The sequence below is a fragment of the Collinsella sp. MSK.8.10 genome (assembly GCF_019041915.1).
In the GTDB taxonomy this organism is placed as follows: domain Bacteria; phylum Actinomycetota; class Coriobacteriia; order Coriobacteriales; family Coriobacteriaceae; genus Collinsella.
In genome coordinates, this window is sequence record NZ_JAHPYF010000004.1 from 1 (window position 1) to 23,265 (window position 23,265).

Consider the following 23,265-nt stretch of genomic DNA (forward strand, 5'->3'; position numbering starts at 1 on the left):
GCGGCGTGGTGGACGCCTCCGGGGGCATGGCTCCGCATGTGGTGGTTGAGCCCGAGGGCGCCACGGCGCCGGCGGGGGAGACCGACGGCGCGGGCGAGCCGGCTGGTGGCGCGGGCGAGCCGGCTGGTGGTGCCGGCCCCACCGTTGAGCAGCCCGGTGCCGGGCCCGCGACGGGCCCCGTCCCGAAGCCCGCGACCACAACGCCCAAGACGACCACGACAAGCAAGACGACCGTGACCAAGGCCACGGCGCCCACGCCATCCAAGGCCAAGACTGCTAGCGCCGCCACCGCCACGCTCCCCAAGACCGCCGACAGCAACTGGCCCGCCGCCTCATTAGCGCTATTCCTGCTGGGAACAGCGATTCTAGGTAGGCCAAAGCGCAAGGGCGATTGACCGAGCTGCCATGCACTTTCTAGGTAGGGGCAATTGCGACGTGTATGCCGCAAAGTAGGGGCGCACGCGGCGCACAAGAAAGGCGAGAAAGCCCCGGCAAGCTTGACGGACGGCCGAGCATGTGGTACTTGCACGAATACACTGATACGGCTTGGGTACTCTACGGAGCCCAAGACTGAGGAAGGTCGTTCGCCACGAGGCGGGCGGCCTTCTCTCATTTCAGAGAGGAGCCGGCATGGCCCGCAAGCCGTTCAAGACCCTCGAAGAGCAGGTGGCCATCCTCGAGTCCAGGGGGCTCTCCATGCCGGAGTACGCCGCCTACGCCCTCCTCGGCGAGGACTACTATTGCGTTGTCAACGGGTACAAGGAGCCGTTCCTCGACAAGGAGGCCAGCGCCGAGGCGGGTCACGATGTCTACGCCGAGGGAACGGGATTCGGAGACCTCTACGGCCTTTTCCTCTTCGACCGCGACCTGCGCAACCTTACCTTCAAGTACCTCCTCAAGGCGGAGGCCCGCGTGCGCTCGGTCGCCGCCTACACCTTTTCGGAGGCCTATCGGGAGCTCGATGCCTACCTGAAAATCGCCAACTACACCGATGCCAAGGACTACATGGTGGGGCCGATCCATTACGACGAGGACCTGGCCGGGCTCATCGCCCTGCGCACCCTCGTGGACTTCCGCAACATCTGCGCCCGCGACGAGCGGCTTTGGTGCGCCAGGGTCGGGCCCGTGAGGGACGAGGACTTCTCGACAATGGTGGCCAAGCTGGCTCTCATCCTCGACTCCGAGACGATCAGCTCCTTCAAGTCCGAGCTCGCGTCCCTTGTCGGGGGCTACGCCGCCGAGAGCCAAAGGCTGGGCGAGGTGCTCTACAACTCTGACCTCGGTGTTCCTAGACCGGAAGACGACAAGTGAATCGCAATTTGCTCCCTGGTCAAAAGGTCGCGCGTCTTTCTCGCGTCGGGTATGCGGGCCAGAGGGCCGCTGCCGCCTTTGAGCACGAACCGCTCCCCGACGCCGGCGAACACGCGGCAGAGGAACCGGTCGCGCAGCATCTAACGATAGGCGTTACCGGCCACCCGACCCGACTCCCGTATCGCCTTCTTGGCGGCGCGATCGAAGCGCGTCGGCCCGGCCGGGCGCGGGCTGTCCGTCGACGCCTCGCGGCTCGATGCGGCCGGTGCCGATGGCGGCGTCGCATGCACGGGCGGGTCGCTTATGTCCGCGCGATTTGTGACGCCAGTGGGCGGGGCCTTCGGCGCCGGCGGGGTGGTGGATGCCCCAGGGGCCATGGCGCCGCATGTGGTGATCGAGTCCGAGGGCGCCGCGGCGCCGGCGGGGGAGGCCGACGGGTGCGAGGTGCCCGGTGGCGCGGGCGAGCCGGCCGGTGGCGCCGGCCCAACCGTTGAGCGGCCCGGCGCCGGGTCCGCGACGGATCCCGTCCCTAGGCCCGCGACTGCGACGCCCAAGACGACCACGACAAGCAAGACGACAGTTACCAAGACCACGGCGTCCACGCCATCCAGGGCCAAGACTGCTAGCGCCGCCGCCACGCTCCCCAAGACCGCCGACAGCAACTGGATCGCCGCCTCCTTAGCGCTATTCCTGCTGGGAACAGCGCTTCTAGGTGCCACGCGCTGCTGCTGGGACACCCGTCCAAGTTACTGACGAAGTGGGGCTTGCTTTGGCAGTGTTAGCAATAAGGGCGGCTCCGCTAGTCTCGGGAGACCGCGGCATTCGGCTGGCTTGCTGAGTGCCGCGGGCAGTAGCGGACAGTAGCATCAAACCCTCAATTCAATCTCCCTCGTACGTAGGGAGGCCCCGCCATGCTGTCCACCGCCGAGCCCCTCACCAAGGCACTCGATACCCTCTTCAGGCGCAAGACGGTCAATGTGGCCGCGTTCGCCAACGGCGACGGACCCGTGAGCGAAATCTCGTTGGGCTACTTTTCCAGCGACCACGTCAAGAAGCACCCAGAGAAGTCGAATAACGGGTTTGCGGTCGAGCACGTCGTGCTTATGGCGAGGGCCATTGCCGACGAGATCGCGGACTATCGCGCCGCCGCCGGCTGGCGCGGCCTGGACGAGGCGCCCTTCGAGGGCTACGCGTACGGCGTCGACGACTTCTACTCGGTCAGCTTCTTGCATCCGTGCCAGGACAAGGGGAGGGGCAGCCTGTAGAACGAGGTCGGCTCCATAGAGATCTCCTCGAGCCTTCCGTTGCCTCGCCGAACCCATGGAATCCCATTCGCGTCGACGAAAGCCGTTTCGGGCGCCGTGCGCACTCCCATTCCGTGCCCTCCCGTTGGGAGCCATATGTACCATGCTCCAGGAGGAAGCGTGCCGACGCAGACGCGGTCGGGAAAAGCGGGACCGTTGTCCTCTCCTTTGAAAGAAGGGCCGGCTCCGCTAATCCCGACGCAGGTGACGATTGCGTCGTAGACGGGGGACTCGCTTTCGTTTCGAAGCACGACGAACTGCCAGAAGAATCGGTTGTCATCGGGCTGATCGATTCGGTTTCGACCTTCTTCGTACCATGCCGATATGCGGGATGGCTGATGCCGCTTGATATCGTCCTCCCTGTTTCTTTTGGTCTGGTTGTTTTGACAGAATGCGGCAATCAAGGTCCCCAAGGTAGCGGCTCCGATGAATGCTTGGACAATCAGATTGGCGGTGTCTATATCGATGCCAAATATCATTGGATGGTCACCGGCTTAGTATCGTGGGGCGAATATTCTAACTCTGAATAATACGGCATGATTGATGGTTGGCGTTGACCGAATTCCCATTGACGGTAACAACCCACCGCACTCCTCGACCACCTCGATTGCCTTGCGATTCTGCTTCTCGAGCGCGGAGACGATAGCGAGGAAGCACCGCTCTTTCTATCGGGGGCTATAATTAACCGTTCAAGCCAGATTCTGCCGTCTGTGGTAAAACAGCATGCTATTAAAGATTCTGGCCTTGATTAGAGTTTTTTATCCCAGTCATTGTCGCCGGATCTCCCTATGCGGCGGGGCTCGACTTCGAGGACGTCGTCGACTCGGCCCTCGAGCGTGCAAGACTTGCTGAGCTAGGTGGACTAGAGTAAGAAAAGAGAAATCAAAAGGCGAATTTACCGCGAGGAGCAAAATGTCCCATATAAATCAGATCCAAGAAGAGCTAAGGCAGATCGAAGGCGGGCGTTTTCAAACACTAGCAAATCAGTATCTATATAGGAGATATTCGCTTAACAACATCATTGAATTGGGATCCCAATGCGGCACGGATAAAACTACGACCGGAGTGCCCGATATGTACTCCGTAGGAGAGAATGGACACTACATCTTCGCGGCATACACAACCTCTAAATCCGACATCCGCAATAAGCTGCTAAATGATGCTATAGACTGCCTCGACAGGAGCAAAACCGGCATCGATCCGCAACTCATAGATCGAATCATCCTGTGCCACACATACTTTCGCCTTTCACCTCTGGTACTCGAGGAAGTCCGCGCCATCGATCCACGGATAGAAATAATCGGGCCAGAGACAATTGCGAGCGACCTTGATAGAAAATTCCCTGCGCTAGCGCATACGGTTTTGGGCATTCCGCTCGGAAAGGGGTCATTCATCGCCCCAGACCGCTTCATCGAGCGAAGCCTGAACGGCCGTTTCACAACCGACCTGTCGAAGCCCCTCATGCACAGGGATTCCGAGTTTTCAGGCATCATCGAATCGATAGAGCAAAGTAGGGCAGTAGTGATTCAGGGGCAGTCTGGATCGGGGAAAACCAAGATCGCCCTCGACGCATGCCTCTCATTCAGCAATCGGCATCACTGGGATCTTCTGATCTTGGACTCTAGGTATTCGTCGCATCTCGACGATGATATTGAGCTGATTTTGTCGGAGTCGGAAAACATTATCCTTCTGGTCGATGATGCAAACGGCAACCTGTCACTTGAGCACTTGCTGGGAATCTGCTTGGAAAACAAAAAGCTAAAGATTGTCCTCACCTGCAGGAAGATGCACCGAAGCGAGTTGACCGCGAAAATCGGCAGCTATCTAAATTTCAAAGAAATAGAGCTGGAGCCTCTAACCGCGGAAAACATTGAAGCGATACTCGAGACCGAATACAACATAAAAAACCTAGCACTGAGGGAGAGAGTATCGGCAATCGCAAACGGAAACCTGCGCTTGGCTATCATGGCAGCAAGCCCCATAGCAGACGGCAATTTCGAAGCCATCCAAGAGCCATACGATCTTCTGAACATCTATATGAATTCCGCCTTAGCTGGGTACTCCAGCAGGGAGCAGCGTCTCGCAGAGGTCCTTGCAATCTACGATTGCTGCGATCTTATTGAAGGAGACCCTTGTTACGAGGAACTCTTGGGCCTGGAGTACGACGATGCCGAGATTCGGGATTTTGCATCCAGATTGAACGACCAGGAAATCGTCACGATCCTTACCTCCGCTGGTGGCGTGCTAGCCATAAGAATGGAAGAGCAGAATCTTCGTGACTTCTTGATATGCCGCCACTTCGCAAAAGAAGGGAACGGCAGTTTTGCGGATTTCATTCTGCATACCGCAGAAATGCCGAACGCGCCGTATCTCAAAGCCGCCAAGTCAATGGCTGAAGTGTGCGGAAGTGCGAGCGTGTACGACTACCTTCGAAGGGAATGCGGGAAAGCTTGGGATGAAATTAAGAATCGGGATGCGCGAATTGCCGATCAGTTCATAATCACATTCAATCAACTCCTTCCCATACAGGCGCTCGCCTTTGCCTCAAACCGCATCGAAAGCGCTGCTTGCGCTGACGTATCGGAAGATATTCTCGGCATGAATTCGACATCCGACGGATCTATGCCCCTGCATATTTCCGTATCCCTGATGAGCTCGAGCGAGTATTCGCAAACAGCCTTAGAGTTGTTCGTGACGTGTGTAGAAAGAGGCACCGAGCGAGCGGCCGAGTACAACTGGGCATGCGGACCAGACGGTGCTTTCGCTTATGATCTCGATCGTACGGGATTCGATTTGGAAAACAGCAAACTCGATGCCCTCGCTCAAAAATATCAACAATCGCATTCCCGTAATGTTGCAGCATGTCTGATCGTCTTGACGAGTTCATACCTCTCTTCAAGGGCCCAGCGCGTTTGGCAAAATGGCATAACGTACACATACAACACCCTGACCTTCAGTTTCACATCAGAGTTGGCCGAGCTCCACGCCCATTGCTTCCGGGCGCTCTCCGTTCTAGTCGAAACCGAATTCAGCAGGCAAGTTAAATCCACCTTTCGGCAGCACTTCTCGTTCTATGGCAAAGAACCTGAAGCGGAGCACGCAGAAAACATGCATTCGGTGCTCTCGAGGATCGAAGAGCTATTCCCCAAATATATAAGCGAAGACTCGACAACCGATCTTTCATGCGGCTTAAGCATCAACCAGATTTACGAAACATGCGCGCAGAACTCCCCTCTGAGCCTCGATGGGTTCCGCCAGAGCACATTCGACGCGCTTGGCTTGGAGAACTCTTGGTCTCTCGAAGAGAAAGAACCTAGAATATCCGCGGAAGAGTTACCGCTAGAACGACTGACCGAAGCCCTGGGAAAGCTGGCCGAAGATTATGAGATTTCCGGTAAAGAGTGGGAGTCGGGCAGGGCTATCGGAAAAGTCCTTCTGGAAATTGCCAAAAGGACCCCAGATACCGCTTCAAGCATAATCGCACGCAATATCGCATCGTTGCCCTCGACGATCCCCGTTCCGTATGAAGCACTTGATTACCTTGCTGAAGCCATCGGCAGGAGGGTCCTTAGAAACGAGCTGGGCGCGGTGCTCGACGTGAGTGACCATCCGGCCCTGTTTGACTATCTTGATTTGCTAGCAATAAAGAGCGGGCCCGACAAGGAGGAGCTCGACGAGATCCTCGCAAGACTCGATGACGGCAGAACGCATCTCTGCTTGGAAGATTTGGAGATAGTCGAGCCAAAGCATCCTGGCTATATGCTCAAATATGCTTTTAGGTTTTCCGAACATACACACAATGATGAGGTTTGGCGGTTTTTCGGCAACTGCGGAGACGAAAAGCGCGTCTCCGCTCTAGATTCGTACTTCGGATCCAATCCCTCACCGGCTGTCAACCTGTATTTTCTCGCACTTGAAGGACGCCCTTCTTTCGACTATAACCTCGCTTTCCTACGCTGCCTTTTACGCCTTGACAGTTCAATGATTGACCGTTTTTTGGAATACGCTGCCAACCTCGACTACCGACAAAGGCACGATCTCCTGCGAAGAATCAGCTCGTTTTGGACCGTCCAGGACGATCACGCTTGGAATCTGCTGAAAGCAATGATCGATGAAGCGCTGAGCAAACCACTCGGCAGGTATGAAATAGCCTTTTTGTTTCCCGTTCATGATGCAAATGCGCTCTCGAGCGATATTTTTTGGGAGCGCCTGGAATATACCATCCGCGAAAGGATCGCCGACGCAAATAGTCTCGATAGAATAAGCTGGGCCTTGTCCGATTGCAATGACGAGGCGAGGGTTAGGGCTATCACCCTCATTCTGACGCTCGATAAAGACGGGATATCGATCAACCATTTGGATCTCCGTCGATCTTCAATGAGCGGGTCCCCTGAAAAAGGCTTTATTCCAGCAAAGCTCAAGGAGATTGAGGCGATTGACTCGATTGCTGCTCAGCTGCCCGCAGGTGTTGCATATTTAAAACACAGAGAATGGCTGTCAAAAGTGAAGTCATCAATTGAAGGAGACATCGAAGACGAAAAGTGGGGGCTATTCCACGACAGGCAGTAATCGACTTTGACACCTAGAATTAGGACAAGCCTCGGGGCTCCTGCCTAGCCCTTCGACCTGCACTGCGTGCAGAAGACGGTCGAGGGCGAACCGTGGTGCAGCTCCATGAGCTCGAGCTGCATCGCCCTGAACAGGTCCTCGGGCTTGTTCAGCAGCCGCTCGTCGATGTTTGTGTCAACGGCCTACTGAATACTGTTCAGTTTTACGCTACCACTGACGGCGAGGTCGAAGTGGCTCGTTGCTATTTCGAAGCCGCGCGCGCGGCGCGGAAGGGCGGCGTGGACCCCGAGGCCACTGCCTACAAGCTCGACAAGATGATTTGGTTGCTCTGCACAAGCGACTTTTACCTCGAAGGGGGTCTAAAGCTCTTTTCAACCAATGCACTTGTTGAATCGAACCTGAGCGCTTATTCGGGGGATGGCATTTAAATCGGAGCCACTTTCAGAAAAGCGGCGCTGCAAACGCATGCCAAAACTGGCAAATTATTATGAAAGGTAATCTTATGGCAAACGCAGAGGAATCAACTAAGGCCGGTCTATCGCGCTTGCAAGACGACGCAAGGCCGACTATTTGCAGCGACTCTCTCGAACTTATTTCGAATATCGCAGAGGTTGGCCTGGACGAAATTCTCCAAAACGAGTTCTTGAAGGACATCCCCGTCATCTCAAGCCTAGTGAGCATCTACAAAATCGGAAACAATATCCACAATGCGCATCTGCTGAAGAAGTATGCGTGTTTCCTCGATGAGTTCAACCGCGACTCTTTTGAAAATGGCTCATGGAACAAGTACAAGCAATACTTTGAAGAGTCAAATAGGAAGCGCGATATTGAGTACCTGCTTATCCTGCTCGAAAGATACATTGAGGAGGACAAAGCGCGGCGACTAGCAAAGATTTATGAGGCCTACCTAGATAAAGAAATTAGCTGGGACGATCTTCGTTTGTTTGCAGAGACTTTGGACAGATTTCTACCTGGAGACTACGAAATGCTTCGAGAAAAGGAAACTTTTCAGACGCTCAGAGGCAGAGATGCAGAAGTTCTTCTTCGATTAACCGGACTGGGATTGCTGATTGAGGATATCCATCGGCAGCAGTGGGACGTAGTAGATACGACGCTCATCTTCGACGATCCCGACGAAATTGAGAAAGAAGAAAGGGTTTATCGTAGGACCGAATTTGGAAACAGGATGGTATCTATACTTGGCTAGCTACTGCAGACAGCAATCTGAGCGCGCTCTTGTCGTCTTGGTTAAACTGCTCGGATCTACCAGTGATTTTTACTGCATTAGGCATTCGTAAAGGGAATCGGTTCTTCACGATTCGCATCCTTTCTAGTGCTGCCTTTATTTAATGATCGAGATATGCTCGGCGACTGCGGTGTTCTGCCCCTTAGGTTACAGACGGTTGTTTCTATTGAGCTTCCAGAGGAAATACATGGGGTTCTCTTTTGCCTTGGCTTCTCGCAAGAAATCTGCGGATTGAGATGCAACGGCCCCTATGCCGGCAGCCCCGAGGAAGGCCATGGCATCAGAAGGTGATGCGATTCCGTATTGCCCCAATGTAAAGCTCGCAATTCCGATAGCGGCTTCAATGCCTGCGGAGGTGACTAATCGGGATCGCTCGTTTTTCATCACTAAAGATATCTTGTGAAGCTCGGGCTCAATTAGGTCGTTCTTCAGGTCAGCTAATGTCGAGGTGTCGATGGGCCTTTCGCTCAGGCCTTTGGACAAGGTATCCCTAAACACAAGAAACGACTCTTCGTTTCTAATGCGGCAATCAAGGATGCTACGCAACGTTGCATTTTCAGCAATGGGGAGGGGGCAAGATAACCGGCGAATGGGTATGGTCTGATCTTTTCGAGGATAAAGGGTGGAAGTTGCGGACTCGAGGAACTCAATCTGAGCTGGACGAGTGGTTAAATACGAGCTATTCGAAAAATAGGGATTGACGAGGGCTTGAAAGCAATCGTCCAACAATGGCAGTAGGATAGTCAAGATGCCGCCTTTCTCCAGCATGTCTCTATCCAATCGCGTTTCGCCTTGGCTTGCATAGAGCGATTCGTATTCAGACGGGATTACCAGGAAATCGACATCCATCTCATCATGGGACCCATATGCATCCATTCCCTCAATCGCTACATACAGATTCCCATCTGGTGCTTGTTTTAAAGTGCACGAGGTAGAGGAACAGAATTGTCGTACGAGTTCATCCCAATAACTCGATATCAATCCTTTTGCTTTTGATTCTCTTTCGATTTGTCGTGCTAGGCAATCTTTGCAAAGAGGAATGTAATTGCTCGAAAATCCGAGTATTCCAGCTTTGACTATGTCTTCGACTCGCATGGTCAAATAGATCCCGAATGCAAGTTCATCGACTGAGACATAATCATCGTGCCCCATTTCGAATGCCGATTCTATAGGGCAATGAATCAGTGTTTTATCTGCATACAATGCTGAGAACTTTGCCAAATGGTAAATGTTTTGCTCTCGACAGGCATAGTCAGTGCAGGGGAATTTGCCTCCTTCAAGGGTGGAGTCAACAGAAAAATTGAACAGGGATTGATTTTCGATTTTTTCGATTGGGATAAGGGGTGCAAGGCCCCTAATAAAGGCGTCGAACCTCCTTTGCCCCAGTTCTTCTAGGTACGCAATTATTTCGGCAAGAGAGCTGTTCTTGAATGCGGCTAGATAAGAATAAAGGTCATCGTATGCATGAGTCGCCATTTCGCTCACCTACACTTTCGGAAAGAGTTTTGCGTCGTTATTTCCGAGGCGTCGTTGGGCTCGCAATCGACTCTAGTGTGCAGCTGCTTCTCGACGTACTCCCTCATGTTCTGCCTCCACATGTAACTAATTGATTTGCTATGTGCCATTATGAATGGTATATAGCAAATCAATTAGTTACATTTAATGGAGCATTGCGAGCGTGGCGCGCGCAAAGAAGAGTCGTTGTATGGAGGCTTCCGGCAACGGCCTTTTGTACGTCCGTGAATGTTGGGTGCTATCGCGGATGACGTCATTGTTGCCTGCACTCTCGATCCAAGGATGTAATTACGGAAGTGCGGGGAAAATCGAGAACCTTCGAGCACAACGCGATTTTTAGCACCAAAACCGCAGTTCGCGGAAGCGAAAACTGGGGCCTGGTTAGCATTTCTTCGATTTTCCCCGCACTTCCGAATTTGACCCCTTGCCGCACCTTGATCACGTCTTCAAGTGGCTGGTTCATCGCTAATGGAGTTTTCTGCGGTGCTTGAATTGCGGTGTTGTGATTAGGGCAAAAGGCTCTTGGCTCCGGGGAGGCTCATCGCACGAAAATTCAAGTTGCTTCTGAAGTAGGGCTTGCTTCGGCAGCGCTAACAATAAGGGCGGCTCTGCTAGTCTCGGGAGACCGCGGCATTCGGCGGGCCTGCCGAATGCCGCGGTCAGTAGCGGTCAGTAGCGGTCAGTAGCGGTCAGTAGCGGTCAGTATATTCTTCGGAGCCGTTTCTCTGGGCTTCGGCGGACTTGCCAACTCGCGCTTGGGCACTACTCAGTAGATTACTCAGCAGTGCCCAGTAGATTACTCAGTAGTGCCCAGCAGGGGGAGGGCAGCAAACGCAATGGGCCTGTTTCCCGGCTAGGACCTGCAGCCTCAAACTTCGCTTGGCATCCTGTAGAACTGGTGCGGGTCTTTCGGGCTTTTCCCTACCCATTCCAACAGGCCTCGCCCGGCAAGGTCTTTCAGAGTCTTCGAGGCCGTTTTCCTACCGACATTGGACTCCCGCGCGAGGTCGGAGGTCGTGATTTTCCCCTGAGCGGCGGCAATTGCCATCGCTGCTCGTTCGCGCTCGCTGAGGAGCGGTCGGTTGTCGGCCGCGGTTCTCCTGAAGGCCGCTTTCTGTAACCCAGGACGCTCGAAGACGACGACGGTGCTGTTGACGGTCTGCTCGAAGCGGAACCTCACGCCGGCTGCCTCGCAGGCCTCCTTGATGCGCGGTATGCCCGTGCCGTACTGCTCGATGACGCCGGCGCGGAACAGGGTGCGCGCGATCGCGGGGTTTCGGAGGCCGAACTCGCTCGCGGTACCGTCTAGGTGCTCTTGCGGCGAGTCGCCCTCGGGGAACAGGCCCGGGCTCACGATCTGGACGGTGTCCATGAACACGTTGACCTCGACGGCGGTGCCGGTGGTGTAGTCGCGGTGGCACAGCGCGTTGGCAACCGCCTCGCGGATGGCCTCGGCCGGGATCTCGGGGATCTCCTTGCGGTACATGCCCGTCTCGCCGATGACGAACTCGCGCCTGATGTTCGACGTCACGAAGTACTCGGCGAAGTCGAGCAGCTTGAGCATGGTGCCGCACTCGCGGCGCAGGTCGAGGATCTTGGCCTTGGTGTTGCCGCCCAGAAGCCCCAGCTTCATCCTGGGGTAGGTGTCGGATCCCTCGCAGAACAGCTCCACCGCGGCGTTTCTTAGGCTGCCGTCGGGCGCGACGAGGTCGAGCCTTGCCAAGGTGTCCTCCACGCCGGCGAACCCGCCGCCCACGCGTCCGGCCCTGCCGCCGCGCGCGACGAAGTCACGCACCGCCTGCTCGTCGGCGTCGGAGACGGGCCTGCCGGACGGCAGCGAGTCCCACGGGCTACGGGCGCGCTCACGCTTGACGACCATGGCGCTCAGCTCCGAGGCCGACAGCGCTTTGTTCGAAGTCCCCACGCGGGTGAAGTAGCGTCCGTCGGCGGAGTAGGGGGCGTCGGCACCTGAGAAGGCAATTTTGATGTATCGCAGCCCATCATCGGCGTCGAGGCACTCGACCGTCGGGAACACCGCGGGCTCGATCTTGTCGGACACCCACGACGTCACCTGGCGCAGCGTTGCGTCGCTGACATCCTGGCCGATGACATCGCCGTTGTCCTTCACGCCGAAGTAGAGCTCGCCGCGGCCGTGCTTGTTCAGCATGGCGCTGATGGCTTGCAGTGCTTCTTTATGCTCGCCAGTGGACTTCTTGAACTCGACGGTCTCGCTCTCGCTGCCCAGGTTCATCCGCGCTGCCTTTCCCGTTCGTTGCTTGTCTCGTTGGATTATACCGTGGTCACCATGGGCGAAAACGTGGAAGCGCGCTTGCTTGCCTCTACCATGTTCTCATGCGCCTTAATGCCCTTTGTGAAGAATCATCCCATTGGGAAACGGGTCCCTATGGAACGATTTTGGTATCAGGCATAGGGGGGCGCTATCGTGGATGTCGTCACCATTGCCTGCGCCCTCGATCCAGAGATGTAATTACAGAAGTGCGGGGAAAAATCGAAAACCTTCGAGCACAACGCGGTTTTTTTGTATCAAAACCGCAGGTCGCGGAAGCCTAAAACGGGGGTCTGGTCAGCATTCCTTTGGTTTTCCCCGCACTTCCGAATTTGGCCTCTCGCCACATCCCGATTACGTCTTAAAGTGGCGCAAAAAGCCGTGTGCTCTGCTTGATTTTGCTCAGGAATTATGCCTGAGGGGTAGTGGATTCGCCTTTCTCCGCCGTGCAGCGGCACGTGTAGGGCTCTCTGGCTCAGGCGCGAGTCGCTTCCCGTCTGAAAAAGTTCTTAAAACAGCTTTAAAGTTGCCTTTGGCCTACATTGACAGCGTACAATACGCATGTTTACCATGGCAAAAGCTAAATTTGGGGAGGGGGAGCGCACGGTGGAAGTGCTGGTTGTTGGCAATACCGCGTATGTCGATGACGACTTTTGTGCCAAGGCGTTTCCCGGTGACCATGTTCAGGTCGTGGCGGCCAACGAGGCGCGCCGCGACGGGTCGTCGCTCCATGCGTCTTGGAAAGAGCTGCTGCAGCACCTGGACCAGGCTTACGAATTCGACCGTGTGGTCTACCTCTCTACCTATCTCACGCCGCATACCGAGGCCGTTGGCGACATCGAGCTGCTGCGCTCCGTCTTTCGAGCTTGCATGGGTCGCCAGATTCAGCTGCTGTTTGTGACTGGTCCCATGGGAGCGGACGGTGCGGTGGACGTTGCGGGGCAAAACGGCAAGGGCATCATTGCCCGTGCGGCCAACGACCTGTGCCGCTACTATGCGGTCCGCGACGGCATTCAGGCCAAGATCTTGCGCGTGCCGTATCTGTACACCGCCTCGCCCACGCTGGAAGACCCGATTTTGACCCCGCTGTTCGAGGCGTGCTCGCAAGGCTCTGCTGTCATGAGGGCTGGGGCGGACTCACCGCTCGGTGCCCTCTGCGCCGAGGAGCTGGCCGTTCTGGTGCGTCGCATCTTCGACAGCTGGGATGCCACATTCGAGGAACTCGAGGTTCCGGATAGCTTTGCCCACACCGTGGGAGACCTGGGCGAGGCGCTCAAGGGCTTGTTCCCGGGGCTCGACATTACCTACGACGGGGACGCCGTCGTCTCCATTGCTCCGAGCGATACCGTCCGCACGCGCTACGGGTGGTTCCAGCGCTATGACGTGCTGCGCGATCTTTCGACCATACACGCCCGCTGGGAGCAGACCCTCGCGGGCAAGCGCCATCCGCTGCGTGCCGCCATCGACCGCATGCGCGGGCGGACACTGCCCATCAAATGCCTGGAGACCGCGCTGGCCTGGGTGCTCTTTGAGGGCCTGGAGCTGGTGTTTTCGCAGTCTGCTCAGCTTAACGTGCTCGACTACCGCCTGCTGTACGTGGTACTGATCGGCACGCTGTATGGGCTCGATTTTGGCCTGGTTGCGGCGCTGCTGGCGTCGGTGGGTTTGGCCGCGAGCTACTTTACTCAGTACGGTTATACCTTCCAGGGTCTCTTTTACGAGCCGTCTAACTGGCTGCCGTTTATTGCGTACTTTGTGGTGGGCGCCGTGTGCGGCTATGTGCAGCTTCGCAACAGCGAGGCCATTAAGGCGGAGCGTGACGAGAACGAGCTTGTGCGAAACCGCAACACGTTCCTAACGCGGCTCTATCACGACGCGATTGAGGACAAGCGTGCCTATAAGCGACAGATTGTGGGGCGCCACGACAGCTTTGGCAAAATCTTTGCTGTGACACAGGAGCTCGACGTACTCAACCCGCGTGATATATACCGCAAGTGCTGTGAGCTGCTGGGCGAGATTCTCGAGAACGATTCGGTGACGATCTACCATGTTTCGGGTGGGGCATTTGCGCGCCTGGTAGCGGCGAGCCCGGCGATTTCCAACGATGTGCCGCGCTCGCTCTCGCTCGATGACCTTGCGCCCGTGCTCCAAGGTGCGATCTCGGGTTTGTGGGTGAACCGCGCACTGACGTCGGGGCTTCCGATGTTTGGCTATGCGATCGAGCGCGATGGAGCCCCAGCCGTATTGATCTTTGTGCGTCACGTGGCCGAAAGCCAAATGACCCTGTACTACCAAAATCTGTTCCGCATCCTGTGCGGCCTGGTGGAAAGCGCGCTGGGACGCGCCTTCGATTACGAGGCAGTGGCGCAGGATAAGCGCTGCGTTGCCGGCACGTGCGTGCTCAACCACGACGCCTTTGGCCAGGAACTCGCCGCCGAGCAGGCGCTTGCTGACAATAAGATGGGGAGTTTCTTGCTCTTGCGCGTGGTGCCGGGCATGGAGCCTGTTGGCGAGCTGGTTGGCGCCATCGGGTCGGCGATTCGCGAGAGTGACGCTGCGGGCCTAGTCGATGGAGACACACTTTACTTGCTTATGCGTCAGGCAACCGAGGCCGACCTGCCCGTTATTTGTGCGCGCTTGGCGGCCAAGCACATTACAGTGGAACCTGTCGGCAGCGAGGACGTTGTGGCCCTGATGCAACGCATCGCGCCCACCGGAAGCGGTGAAGGGGAGGCCGCTTGATCTCGCTTGTCGTTGCTACCGCACTGCTATTAATTCATGCGCTGGTGTGTCTGGTGCTGTGGACGCTTATGAAACTGGGCCTGCTGCCGGTGCGCGGGCACATGCTTGCCGTGATGGTGCTCGTACCGCTGTGGGGCCCGTTGCTCGTGGCACTACTCTCGGTACGTAGCGCGGTGTTCGGCGACGACCTTAAGGACGCCACGCTTGAGATGCTGCGCATTAACGAAGACATGCATCGCAGTTTGCTCGTGCAGGTGCGCGAGGGCGATGATGGCGTGGTGCCGCTCGAGGAAGCGCTGATCGTCAACGACCCGGGCGACCGCCGCCGTCTGATGCTCTCCATGCTTACCGAGGATCCGGATGCGTACCTCGCACAGTTGCAGGCAGCAAAACTCAACGACGATGTTGAGGTCGCGCACTATGCCGCGACGGCGGTGGCGCAGATCTCCAAGGAGTCCGACCTTAAACTGCAACAGCTGGAGCGCGCGTTTAAGACCGATTCCAGCTCGCATAACCTGGATGCGTATTGCGACTTTTTGGGCACCTATCTGGACTCGGGTTTGGCGGAGGGCCGTGTGGCACAGATTCAGCGTCAGCAGTATGCACGCTTGCTCGCGCGTCGTTGCGAACGCGAGGACGGGCCGGCGTTGCGCATCCGCTATGCCACGGCGCTGGCCGATGCCGGCGAGATCGATAAGGCAGAGGACGTCGCGAGCCAGTTGGTGATCGATGCGTCAGACGAGCAGGACGTGTGGATGCTCTGCCTGCGCTTGGCTGTGATTCGTCGCGATGGGCAGGCGGTACAGCGCGTAATCGACGCGATCGACAAGCAGCATGTGTATTTGAATGCCGAAAATCGTGAGAGGCTGGCATTTTGGCGCGAAGGAGAGGAGGCCCGATGAGCGTGGTGCAACATATCCGCGAGCGTGCGGGCCACTTTCGCTGGATGGGGCTGCTCGTGGTATGGGCGGTCTTTATCGCCATGGCCGCCGTGCTGTTGATCGAGCGTGCCGGCGTGCAGTACAGCGCCGGGCAGCATAAGCTGGGCATGCTCGCTGCCAACGACGCGGTGCCGGCAAGCTCGGCGATGTTTGGCCAAAAGCCCACGTGCTTGGTTATTACCGACTCGGACCAAGATGGCGTCGAGGACGTCAAAGAGCAGTTCGACCAGATCTTGCTTGACATGAAGATCGCTCACCGCGATGTGGATATTGCCACCGATGGTGTTGATGCGATTCCTTCCCTCACATCCTTCGACCGCGTGATTTTACTGATGCCGTCGCTCGACGGGCTCGGTACGCACCTCTCCGACATCATGAGCTGGGTGAGCGCCGGCGGTTCGCTGATGCTCGCCATGACGCCGGATAATTCCAGCTACCTGCAGGCAATCGGTCCCAAGCTGGGCATCGATTCTGCCGGCTATGAATATGCGACGGCAGAGAGCATCGTGCCGAGCGAGGACTTTATGATTGGCGGTGGCCAGCGTTATGAGCTCTCGGACCCCTTTGATTCGTCGCTTTCGGTATCGCTGCGCGAGACGGCTTGTGTGTGGGCTAAGACCGGCGATGCGGGCGCCCCGCTCATTTGGTCGAATGACTGCGGTAGCGGGCGCACCGTGGTATGCAATATCGGTATCTATGACAAGGTCATGCGCGGCTTTTACGCCGCGGCGATCAGCCTGCTGGGCGATGCCACGGCCTATCCGGTCATCAACAGCGCTGTCTTCTATCTGGACGACTTTCCCAGCCCCGTGCCCTCGGGCGACGGCACCTACATCAAGCGCGACTACGGGCTTTCCATTGCCGACTTTTATACCAAGGTCTGGTGGCCCGATCTGCAAAAGCTCGCGCAAAAATACGGCATTCGCTATACCGGCGTGATGATCGAAAACTACGAGGACACGGTCAACCAGACCGAGCCCGCGCGCCAGGCCGATACCACGCAGTTCCGCTACTTTGGCGGCATGCTGCTGCAGATGGGCGGAGAGCTGGGTTTCCACGGCTACAACCATCAGCCGCTGGCGCTCTGGGACACCGACTATGGCACGCTGTACGACTACAAGACGTGGAAGAACAAGGAGACGCTCGTCGCATCGCTCAACGAGCTTATAGCCTTCCAGGATGAGGTGCTGCCCAACGCGCACGGCTCGGTCTATGTGCCACCGTCGAATATCCTTTCGGCCCGTGCGCGCCAGCTTATCGGCACCGACGTTCCGCGCATTAAGACCATCGCCAGTACGTATTTTGAGGATGGCACCGCCCTGCCATACGTGCAGGAGTTTGACGTGGCGAGCGATGGCATTGTGGAGCAGCCGCGCATTGTCTCGGGCGGCATGGTCGACGATTCCTACATGCGCCTGGCTGCCGTGTCCGAGCTCAACATGCACTACGTAAGCACGCACTTTATGCATCCGGACGACCTACTGGATCCCGATCGCGGCGCTAAGGAGGGCTGGGAGGTCTACAAGGGCGGCTTGACCGACTACCTGGATTGGCTTACCAAGTTTGCGCCCGACTTGCGACGCCAGACCGGTTCGGAATGCTCGGGCGCTATCCAGCGCTTTTCGTCCGTGACGGTGAGCGTGGATACCAGCGCGGATTCCTGGACGCTCAGCCTGGGCAATTTCCACGACGAGGCGTGGCTCATGTTCCGCTCCAACTACGGCGAGCCGGGTGCAGTCACGGGTGGCGAGATTACGCATCTGACGGGCGATCTGTACCTGGTTAAAGCCACGGACAAGACGGTGACCATTGCACGCAAGGAGGGTGGCGACAAATGAGAATCTGTTTGGTACTCGAGGGTTGCTACCCTTATGCGCACGGCGGCGTATCTACCTGGATGCATGGCTATATCCAGGCCATGCCCGAGCACGAGTTTGTGCTGTGGGTGATTGGCGCGCATGCTGCCGACCGCGGCAAGTTTGTCTACGAGCTGCCCGGCAACGTGGTCGAGGTGCACGAGGTATTTCTGGACGATGCCCTGCGGCTTTCGGGCGAGCAAGAAGAGGCCGACTTTAACGCCCGCGAGCGCGAGGCGCTGCGTCGCCTGGTGTCGCTCTCCAATCCGGACTGGGACGTGTTGTTCGATATCTTCCAGCGCCGTCGCGTGCATCCGCTCTCGTTTTTGCAGAGCCGCACGTTTATGGATATCTTTCGCGACGTGTGCCTGGCCGAGTACCCCTACACGCCTTTTGCCGACGCATTCCACACTATGCGCTCCATGTTGCTGCCCGTGCTCTACCTTCTGGGCAGCGAGGTGCCGGTGGCCGATGTGTACCACGCCATCTCGACCGGCTACGGCGGCCTGCTCGCCTGCCTGGGCTCAAGCGTTCACCAGGCTCCGGTGCTGCTGACCGAGCACGGCATTTATACCCGCGAGCGCGAGGAAGAGATCATTCGCGCCGACTGGGTCGTGCCGTCGTTTAAGGACCGCTGGATTCGCTTTTTCTACCTGCTTTCGGAGGAGATCTACCGCCGCGCCTTCCGCGTGACGAGCTTGTTTCATAACGCCCGCAAGACGCAGATCGATATGGGCTGCGATGCGGACAAATGCCTGGTCATCCCCAACGGCATTCAGTTCGACCGCTTTAAGGACATTCCCTTAAAGCCCGATGACGGCTGGGTGGACATTGGCGCGGTGGTGCGTCTGGCGCCCATCAAGGACGTCAAGACCATGATCTATGCCTTCTTTGAACTGCACGAGCGCCTGCCTAAGGTGCGCCTGCATATTATGGGCGGCGTGGACGATGAGGAGTACGGCGCCGAGTGTCATGCGCTGGTGGAGACATTGGGCGTGCGTGACTTGATCTTTACCGGCCGCGTCAACGTGGTCGAGTACATGGAAAAGCTCGACTTTACCATTCTGACGAGCATCTCCGAGGGCCAGCCGCTCAGCGTGCTGGAGTCGCTTGCAGCGCGCCGTCCCTGCGTGACGACCGAGGTGGGCTGCTGCCGCGAGCTGCTCGAAGGCGCTCCGGGCGATGACTTTGGCGTGGCAGGTTTTGTGACGCCGCCCATGTATCGCAAGGGCTTGGCCGATGCCATGGAGCGCATGTGCACAAGCCGCGCCCGCCGCATTGAGATGGGGGAGCGCGGCCAGCGTCGCGTCGCCACGTACTTTTTGCACGAGCAGATGCTCGCCAACTATCGCGCGCTGTACGACGAGACAGCGCGTGCGTTTGACCTGCCCAGAGAGGGGGAGTAGCCGGTGGCCGGAATCGGTTTTGAGCTCAAACGCCTGTTTAGGCGCAAGGGTCTGTTTGCCACGATGCGCGCCTATGGCTACGCCGGCATTGTGTGCACGGGCCCCATGCTGCTTGGCGTGCTGCTCCAGGTGGGTATTTTGGTGCTGTGCGGTCTGTGGGGTGTGGGCCGCGCCAACCAAGATCTGCTGGTGTGCATGGTGACCTATACGCTGCTGGCATCGCTCACGCTCACAAGCTTTTTCTCCATGCCGGTCACGCGCTTTTTGGCCGACATGCTCTTTACCGAGCGCGAGGATGAGATCCTGCCTTCGTTTTGGGGATCTAATGCCATCATGCTCGTTGCGGGCACGGTGCTCTACGGCGTCTTTTTGCTGTTCTCGGGCGCCACGCTGCTGCAGGGGCTGCTGTGCCTGTGGCTGTTCAACATTATGATCGTCAACTGGAACGGCATGAGCTATCTCACGGCCATCAAGGATTACCGTGGTATCCTGTGCAGCTTTGCGGCCGCCATTGGCGTGGCGTGCCTGTTCGCTCTGGCCGCGCTGGCGCTGGGGCTGCCGCCGGTCGAGGGCCTGTTGGCATCAATCGCCCTGGGCTACGGCGTCATGCTCGCCTGGGATGTGGTGCTGCTGTACCGGTATTTTCCTCAGAGCGACCGCAGCCCCTGGTTCTTTTTGCAGTGGCTCGATCAGTTTATGCCGCTGGCGCTCACGGGCTTGTTTACCAACCTGGGGCTCTTTGCGCACTTGGTGATAATTTGGGCCGGTCCCATTGGCGTGCAGGTCAAGGGCTTATTTTATGGCGCGCCCTACCACGATGTGCCGGCGCTCATCGCGTTTTTGACCATTCTGGTCACGACCGTCAACTTTGTGGTCTCGGTCGAGGTCAACTTTTATCCGCGCTACCGCGACTACTACAGCCTGTTTAACGACGGCGGCGTAGTGGGCGATATTGTGGTGGCCGAGGAGGAGGTGCTCGCCACACTCAACCGGGAGCTGTGGTTTTGCGCGCTCAAGCAGCTGTTTGTGACTGCGGCGGTCATCTCGCTCGAGACCACGGTGCTCTCGGCCCTGCCGCTGGGCTTTAACAGCCTTATGCACGGGTATTTTCGCACGCTGTGCGTGGGCTATGGCCTGTATGCCGTGGGCAATACGGTGATGCTCATCTTGCTGTACTTTACCGACTACAAGGGAGCCGTGCTGGCCTCGGGCCTGTTTGCCGGTGTGGCAGGGCTGGCAACCGCCGTGTCGTTGCTTTTGCCGCAGCAGTTTTACGGCTTTGGTTTTTTGCTGGGTGCGGCGGTGTTTTTTATCGTGGCGCTGCTCCGGCTCGATACCTATACCGCCAACTTGCCGTATCGTATCCTGAGTCAACAGCCCATGGTGGCGACCGACAAGACGGGTCGCTTTACACAACTGGGCCGCTTGCTCGACCGTGCCGAGCAGCGCTATGAGGAAGGCCGCCATAAGGGTGAGCCGCATGGTTGGTTTGAGCGCACGGTGGTCCGTGTGTATCGCAACCATTGGGGAGGTTCTGATGACCGATAGGATGATGTCTCGCCGTCGCCTGATTGAAGCGGCTGCCGGCGCGCTGCTGCTTTCGGGCTGCTCGGTGCAGGAAGACTCCTCGACCAAAAAGGTCAAAAAGCAGGACAAGATTAAAAAGGCCGAGACCTCGGACAAGGTCAAGCACCTGCGCGACAAGGACGAGCTCTACGAGGTCTACGATGACTCGGGCATTGTGACCATGTACCTGACGGTCTCGCGCGGCAACAGCTCCGAGAACACTGATCATAGCTGGGCCGATATCAATACGTACTCGGTGTATGACTACGCCGACATGGGTGTGGCGCGCTATAAGGTAATGGGCCTGCTGCAGGCGGGCGACGAAGACGGTCCGGTGGCCGGCGAGGTTGGCTATGGCGAGGAAGCGCCCAATGCCACCGTGCAGGTGCGCGGCCAGACATCGAGCATGAACTCGCAAAAGAATTACAAGGTAGAGCTCAAAAAGGGCAAGGGTACCTGGCGCCACCAGCGCGCGATTGCTCTTAACAAGCATATGGGCGAGGGTATGCGTTTTCGCAACAAGATGGCCTATGACCTTATCCGTGGGATTCCCCAGATGATGGGCCTGCGCACGCAGTTTGTGCATCTGTGGGTGTGCGACCAGACTGAAAAGTCCAACGATACCTTTGAGGATTACGGCCTGTTTACGCAGGTGGAGCAGCTCAACAAGACGGCGCTTAAGGCGCACGGCTTGGATAAGAACGGGCATCTGTACAAGGTGAACAGCTTCGATTTCTATCGCTACGAGGACACCATTAAGCTTGCCGACGATCCCGACTACAACCAGGAAAAATTTGAGGGCATGCTCGAGATTAAGGGCGACTCGGACCACACCAAGCTCATCGAGATGCTCGATACGCTCAACGACGAATCGCAAAAGATCGATGACGTGCTCGACACCTACTTTGATACCGAGAACCTGGTCTATTGGTTGGCGTTTCAGATTCTGACGGGCAACTGCGATACGCAGAACCGCAACTGCTATCTGTACAGCCCGCTCAACTCAAATACCTGGTACTTTTTAGATTGGGACAACGACGGCATGCTGCGTAAGCTGGAGCTGAGCCTAAAGGGTTTCTCGGACTATGCGAGCTGGGAGCGCGGCGTAAGCAACTACTGGGGCAACGTGCTGTTCAACCGTGCGTTGCGCAGCAAGGCGTTCCGCAGCGAACTCGACCGTGCCGTCAAGGACTTGCGCTCGTATTTGACCGAGGCGCGCCTGAGCAAGATGATCAAGCACTACCGCGAGGTTACTGAATCCCTGGTTTTTGCCTCGCCCGATATCGACAATCTGCCTGTCACCAAGGACCAATACGAGCAGATCGCCGCGGCGATCCCCTCCGAGATCGAGGAGAACTATAAGAGCTATTGTGAGAGCTATAAAAAGCCCATGCCGTTCTACATTGGCGTGCCGCAGATCGATAACGGTAAGCTGCGCATGAACTGGGATGCGTCCTACGACTTTAAGGCGCGCGACATTCGTTATACCGTCGAGCTGGCGCGAGATTATGCTATCAAGGACGTGCTTTTTAAGGCCGAGGACGTGCTGCTTCCCGAGGTGACCTGCGATGCGCCTGATACCGGCCAGTATTTTGTGCGCGTGCGTGCCACCAACTCCGACGGCCATACGCAAGATGCGTTTGACTACTATGTAACCGACGACGGCAAGCACTACGGCATGAAGTGTTTTTACGTGCAAGGCGGCGGTAAGGTCGTGGAGGACACGTATGAGGAGGGCTAGCGCGCTGCTTGAGCGCTTGGCGGCCCCGCCTATGCGTGTCACGCAGGAGCGTTGCCGCCACGAGCTCAAATATCTCGTTAACGAGGGCGAGCACGCCGCGCTTGCCTGTCGCATGGCGCCGGTGTTTAAGCTGGACAAGCATGCGCGGGCAGGCGGTTACACCATTCGCAGCCTGTACTTTGACGACTACTGCAACTCGGCCTACGAGGAAAAAGGCGCCGGTATTCTCATGCGCAAAAAGTATCGCGTGCGCATCTATAACGGCAGCGACAAGGTGATTAAGCTCGAGCGCAAAAAGAAGTACGGCAGCTGGATCTACAAGGAGGACGCGCCGCTCACGCGCTGCGAGTTTGAGCAGATTCTGGCCGGCGACTACGGCTTTTTGCTGAGGAGCCCCTATCCGCTCTGCCGCGAGTTCTACATCGAGTGCATCTGCAACATGATGCGCCCGCGGACCATCGTGGACTACGAGCGCGAGCCGTGGGTGATGGACGAGGGCACCGTGCGCGTTACGTTTGACATGAACGTGCGTGCCGCGGTGGGAAGCTTCGATATCTTTGACGCGACGCTGCCCGCGCTGCCGGTCCTGGAGCCCGGCAAGCTGGTGATGGAGGTCAAGTTTACGGAGTTTTGCCCGCAGCTGGTGCGCGATATGGTGCCGCCGGGAGCGGCCGAGCTTACGGCGGTCTCCAAGTACTGCCTGTGTTACGAAAAGACCGCCTACCTGCGCGGTTTTAACTATTGGGAATCGGATTTTGAGAACCGAGGGGATATTTAGACC

17 protein-coding genes are annotated in these 23,265 nt (G+C 57.3%); 15 read left to right on the plus strand and 2 right to left on the minus strand.

Features of this window, described 5'->3' with window-relative positions:
* From KTF55_RS05460 to KTF55_RS05495, 8 genes are all read left to right on the plus strand, one after another.
* On the plus strand, window positions 1–395 hold a 395-nt coding region (locus KTF55_RS05460), incomplete at its 5' end, for a hypothetical protein (RefSeq protein ID WP_217108536.1).
* 235 nt (window positions 396–630) lie between these two features.
* Entirely contained in the window at window positions 631–1,311 is a 681-nt protein-coding gene (locus KTF55_RS05465; protein WP_217107832.1) for an Abi family protein, read from the plus strand.
* A gap of 375 nt (window positions 1,312–1,686) precedes the next feature.
* Window positions 1,687–2,064: a hypothetical protein gene (locus tag KTF55_RS05470; protein WP_217107833.1), complete on the plus strand. Its 378-nt coding sequence runs from the start codon at window positions 1,687–1,689 to the stop codon at window positions 2,062–2,064.
* A gap of 158 nt (window positions 2,065–2,222) precedes the next feature.
* Window positions 2,223–2,576 carry a hypothetical protein gene (locus KTF55_RS05475; RefSeq protein WP_217107834.1) on the plus strand — a complete coding sequence of 118 codons (354 nt, stop codon included), beginning with the start codon at window positions 2,223–2,225 and terminating at the stop codon, window positions 2,574–2,576.
* Between the two features lie 377 nt (window positions 2,577–2,953).
* Window positions 2,954–3,145: a hypothetical protein gene (locus tag KTF55_RS05480; RefSeq protein WP_217107835.1), complete on the plus strand. Its 192-nt coding sequence runs from the start codon at window positions 2,954–2,956 to the stop codon at window positions 3,143–3,145.
* A gap of 382 nt (window positions 3,146–3,527) precedes the next feature.
* Window positions 3,528–7,184 (plus strand): hypothetical protein, encoded by a 3,657-nt coding sequence (locus KTF55_RS05485; protein ID WP_217107836.1) that lies wholly within the window; start codon window positions 3,528–3,530, stop codon window positions 7,182–7,184.
* 92 nt (window positions 7,185–7,276) lie between these two features.
* Window positions 7,277–7,612 carry a hypothetical protein gene (locus KTF55_RS05490; RefSeq protein ID WP_217107837.1) on the plus strand — a complete coding sequence of 112 codons (336 nt, stop codon included), beginning with the start codon at window positions 7,277–7,279 and terminating at the stop codon, window positions 7,610–7,612.
* A gap of 74 nt (window positions 7,613–7,686) precedes the next feature.
* A complete protein-coding gene (locus KTF55_RS05495) occupies window positions 7,687–8,391 on the plus strand; it encodes a hypothetical protein (protein WP_117774270.1) in 705 nt (234 codons plus the stop codon).
* A gap of 186 nt (window positions 8,392–8,577) precedes the next feature.
* Here KTF55_RS05495 and KTF55_RS05500 read toward each other — a convergent pair whose 3' ends face one another.
* Entirely contained in the window at window positions 8,578–9,906 is a 1,329-nt protein-coding gene (locus KTF55_RS05500; protein WP_117774271.1) for a hypothetical protein, read from the minus strand.
* Window positions 9,907–10,813: 907 nt separating this feature from the next.
* Window positions 10,814–12,196 (minus strand): RNA-binding domain-containing protein, encoded by a 1,383-nt coding sequence (locus KTF55_RS05505; protein ID WP_117774272.1) that lies wholly within the window; start codon window positions 12,194–12,196, stop codon window positions 10,814–10,816.
* Window positions 12,197–12,838: 642 nt separating this feature from the next.
* Here KTF55_RS05505 and KTF55_RS05510 point away from each other — a divergent pair.
* From KTF55_RS05510 to KTF55_RS05540, 7 genes are read left to right on the plus strand one after another with little or no spacing between them, the layout of a single operon-like run.
* Window positions 12,839–14,974, plus strand: coding sequence for a DUF4118 domain-containing protein (locus tag KTF55_RS05510; RefSeq protein WP_217107838.1), 2,136 nt, complete (start codon window positions 12,839–12,841; stop codon window positions 14,972–14,974).
* Window positions 14,971–15,876: a hypothetical protein gene (locus KTF55_RS05515; RefSeq protein WP_217107839.1), complete on the plus strand. Its 906-nt coding sequence runs from the start codon at window positions 14,971–14,973 to the stop codon at window positions 15,874–15,876. The genes KTF55_RS05510 and KTF55_RS05515 overlap by 4 nt, the downstream gene beginning before the upstream one ends.
* Entirely contained in the window at window positions 15,873–17,753 is a 1,881-nt protein-coding gene (locus KTF55_RS05520) for a DUF2194 domain-containing protein (protein WP_217107840.1), read from the plus strand. The genes KTF55_RS05515 and KTF55_RS05520 overlap by 4 nt, the downstream gene beginning before the upstream one ends.
* Entirely contained in the window at window positions 17,750–19,177 is a 1,428-nt protein-coding gene (pelF, locus tag KTF55_RS05525; RefSeq protein WP_217107841.1) for a GT4 family glycosyltransferase PelF, read from the plus strand. Before KTF55_RS05520 ends, pelF begins: the two co-directional genes overlap by 4 nt.
* Before the next feature lie 3 nt (window positions 19,178–19,180).
* Entirely contained in the window at window positions 19,181–20,725 is a 1,545-nt protein-coding gene (gene pelG, locus KTF55_RS05530; protein ID WP_226790711.1) for an exopolysaccharide Pel transporter PelG, read from the plus strand.
* The gene (locus KTF55_RS05535) at window positions 20,715–22,484 is read left to right on the plus strand and encodes a CotH kinase family protein (protein ID WP_217107842.1); all 1,770 of its coding nucleotides are present in this window, start codon (window positions 20,715–20,717) and stop codon (window positions 22,482–22,484) included. Before pelG ends, KTF55_RS05535 begins: the two co-directional genes overlap by 11 nt.
* A complete protein-coding gene (locus KTF55_RS05540; RefSeq protein WP_217107843.1) occupies window positions 22,471–23,262 on the plus strand; it encodes a polyphosphate polymerase domain-containing protein in 792 nt (263 codons plus the stop codon). The genes KTF55_RS05535 and KTF55_RS05540 overlap by 14 nt, the downstream gene beginning before the upstream one ends.
* The last annotated feature ends 3 nt before the right edge of the window (window positions 23,263–23,265 follow it).

Bases quoted from the DNA above. Each gene is read 5' to 3' on its own strand.
- KTF55_RS05535 (WP_217107842.1), top strand. From the start codon at position 20,715: ATGACCGATAGGATGATGTCTCGCCGTCGCCTGATTGAAGCGGCTGCC.
- KTF55_RS05500 (WP_117774271.1), bottom strand. From the start codon at position 9,906: ATGGCGACTCATGCATACGATGACCTTTATTCTTATCTAGCCGCATTC.
- pelF (WP_217107841.1), top strand. From the start codon at position 17,750: ATGAGAATCTGTTTGGTACTCGAGGGTTGCTACCCTTATGCGCACGGC.
- KTF55_RS05485 (WP_217107836.1), top strand. From the start codon at position 3,528: ATGTCCCATATAAATCAGATCCAAGAAGAGCTAAGGCAGATCGAAGGC.
- KTF55_RS05470 (WP_217107833.1), top strand. From the start codon at position 1,687: ATGGCGCCGCATGTGGTGATCGAGTCCGAGGGCGCCGCGGCGCCGGCG.
- KTF55_RS05480 (WP_217107835.1), top strand. From the start codon at position 2,954: ATGCCGCTTGATATCGTCCTCCCTGTTTCTTTTGGTCTGGTTGTTTTG.
- KTF55_RS05495 (WP_117774270.1), top strand. From the start codon at position 7,687: ATGGCAAACGCAGAGGAATCAACTAAGGCCGGTCTATCGCGCTTGCAA.
- KTF55_RS05475 (WP_217107834.1), top strand. From the start codon at position 2,223: ATGCTGTCCACCGCCGAGCCCCTCACCAAGGCACTCGATACCCTCTTC.
- KTF55_RS05505 (WP_117774272.1), bottom strand. From the start codon at position 12,196: ATGAACCTGGGCAGCGAGAGCGAGACCGTCGAGTTCAAGAAGTCCACT.
- KTF55_RS05540 (WP_217107843.1), top strand. From the start codon at position 22,471: ATGAGGAGGGCTAGCGCGCTGCTTGAGCGCTTGGCGGCCCCGCCTATG.
- KTF55_RS05520 (WP_217107840.1), top strand. From the start codon at position 15,873: ATGAGCGTGGTGCAACATATCCGCGAGCGTGCGGGCCACTTTCGCTGG.
- KTF55_RS05465 (WP_217107832.1), top strand. From the start codon at position 631: ATGGCCCGCAAGCCGTTCAAGACCCTCGAAGAGCAGGTGGCCATCCTC.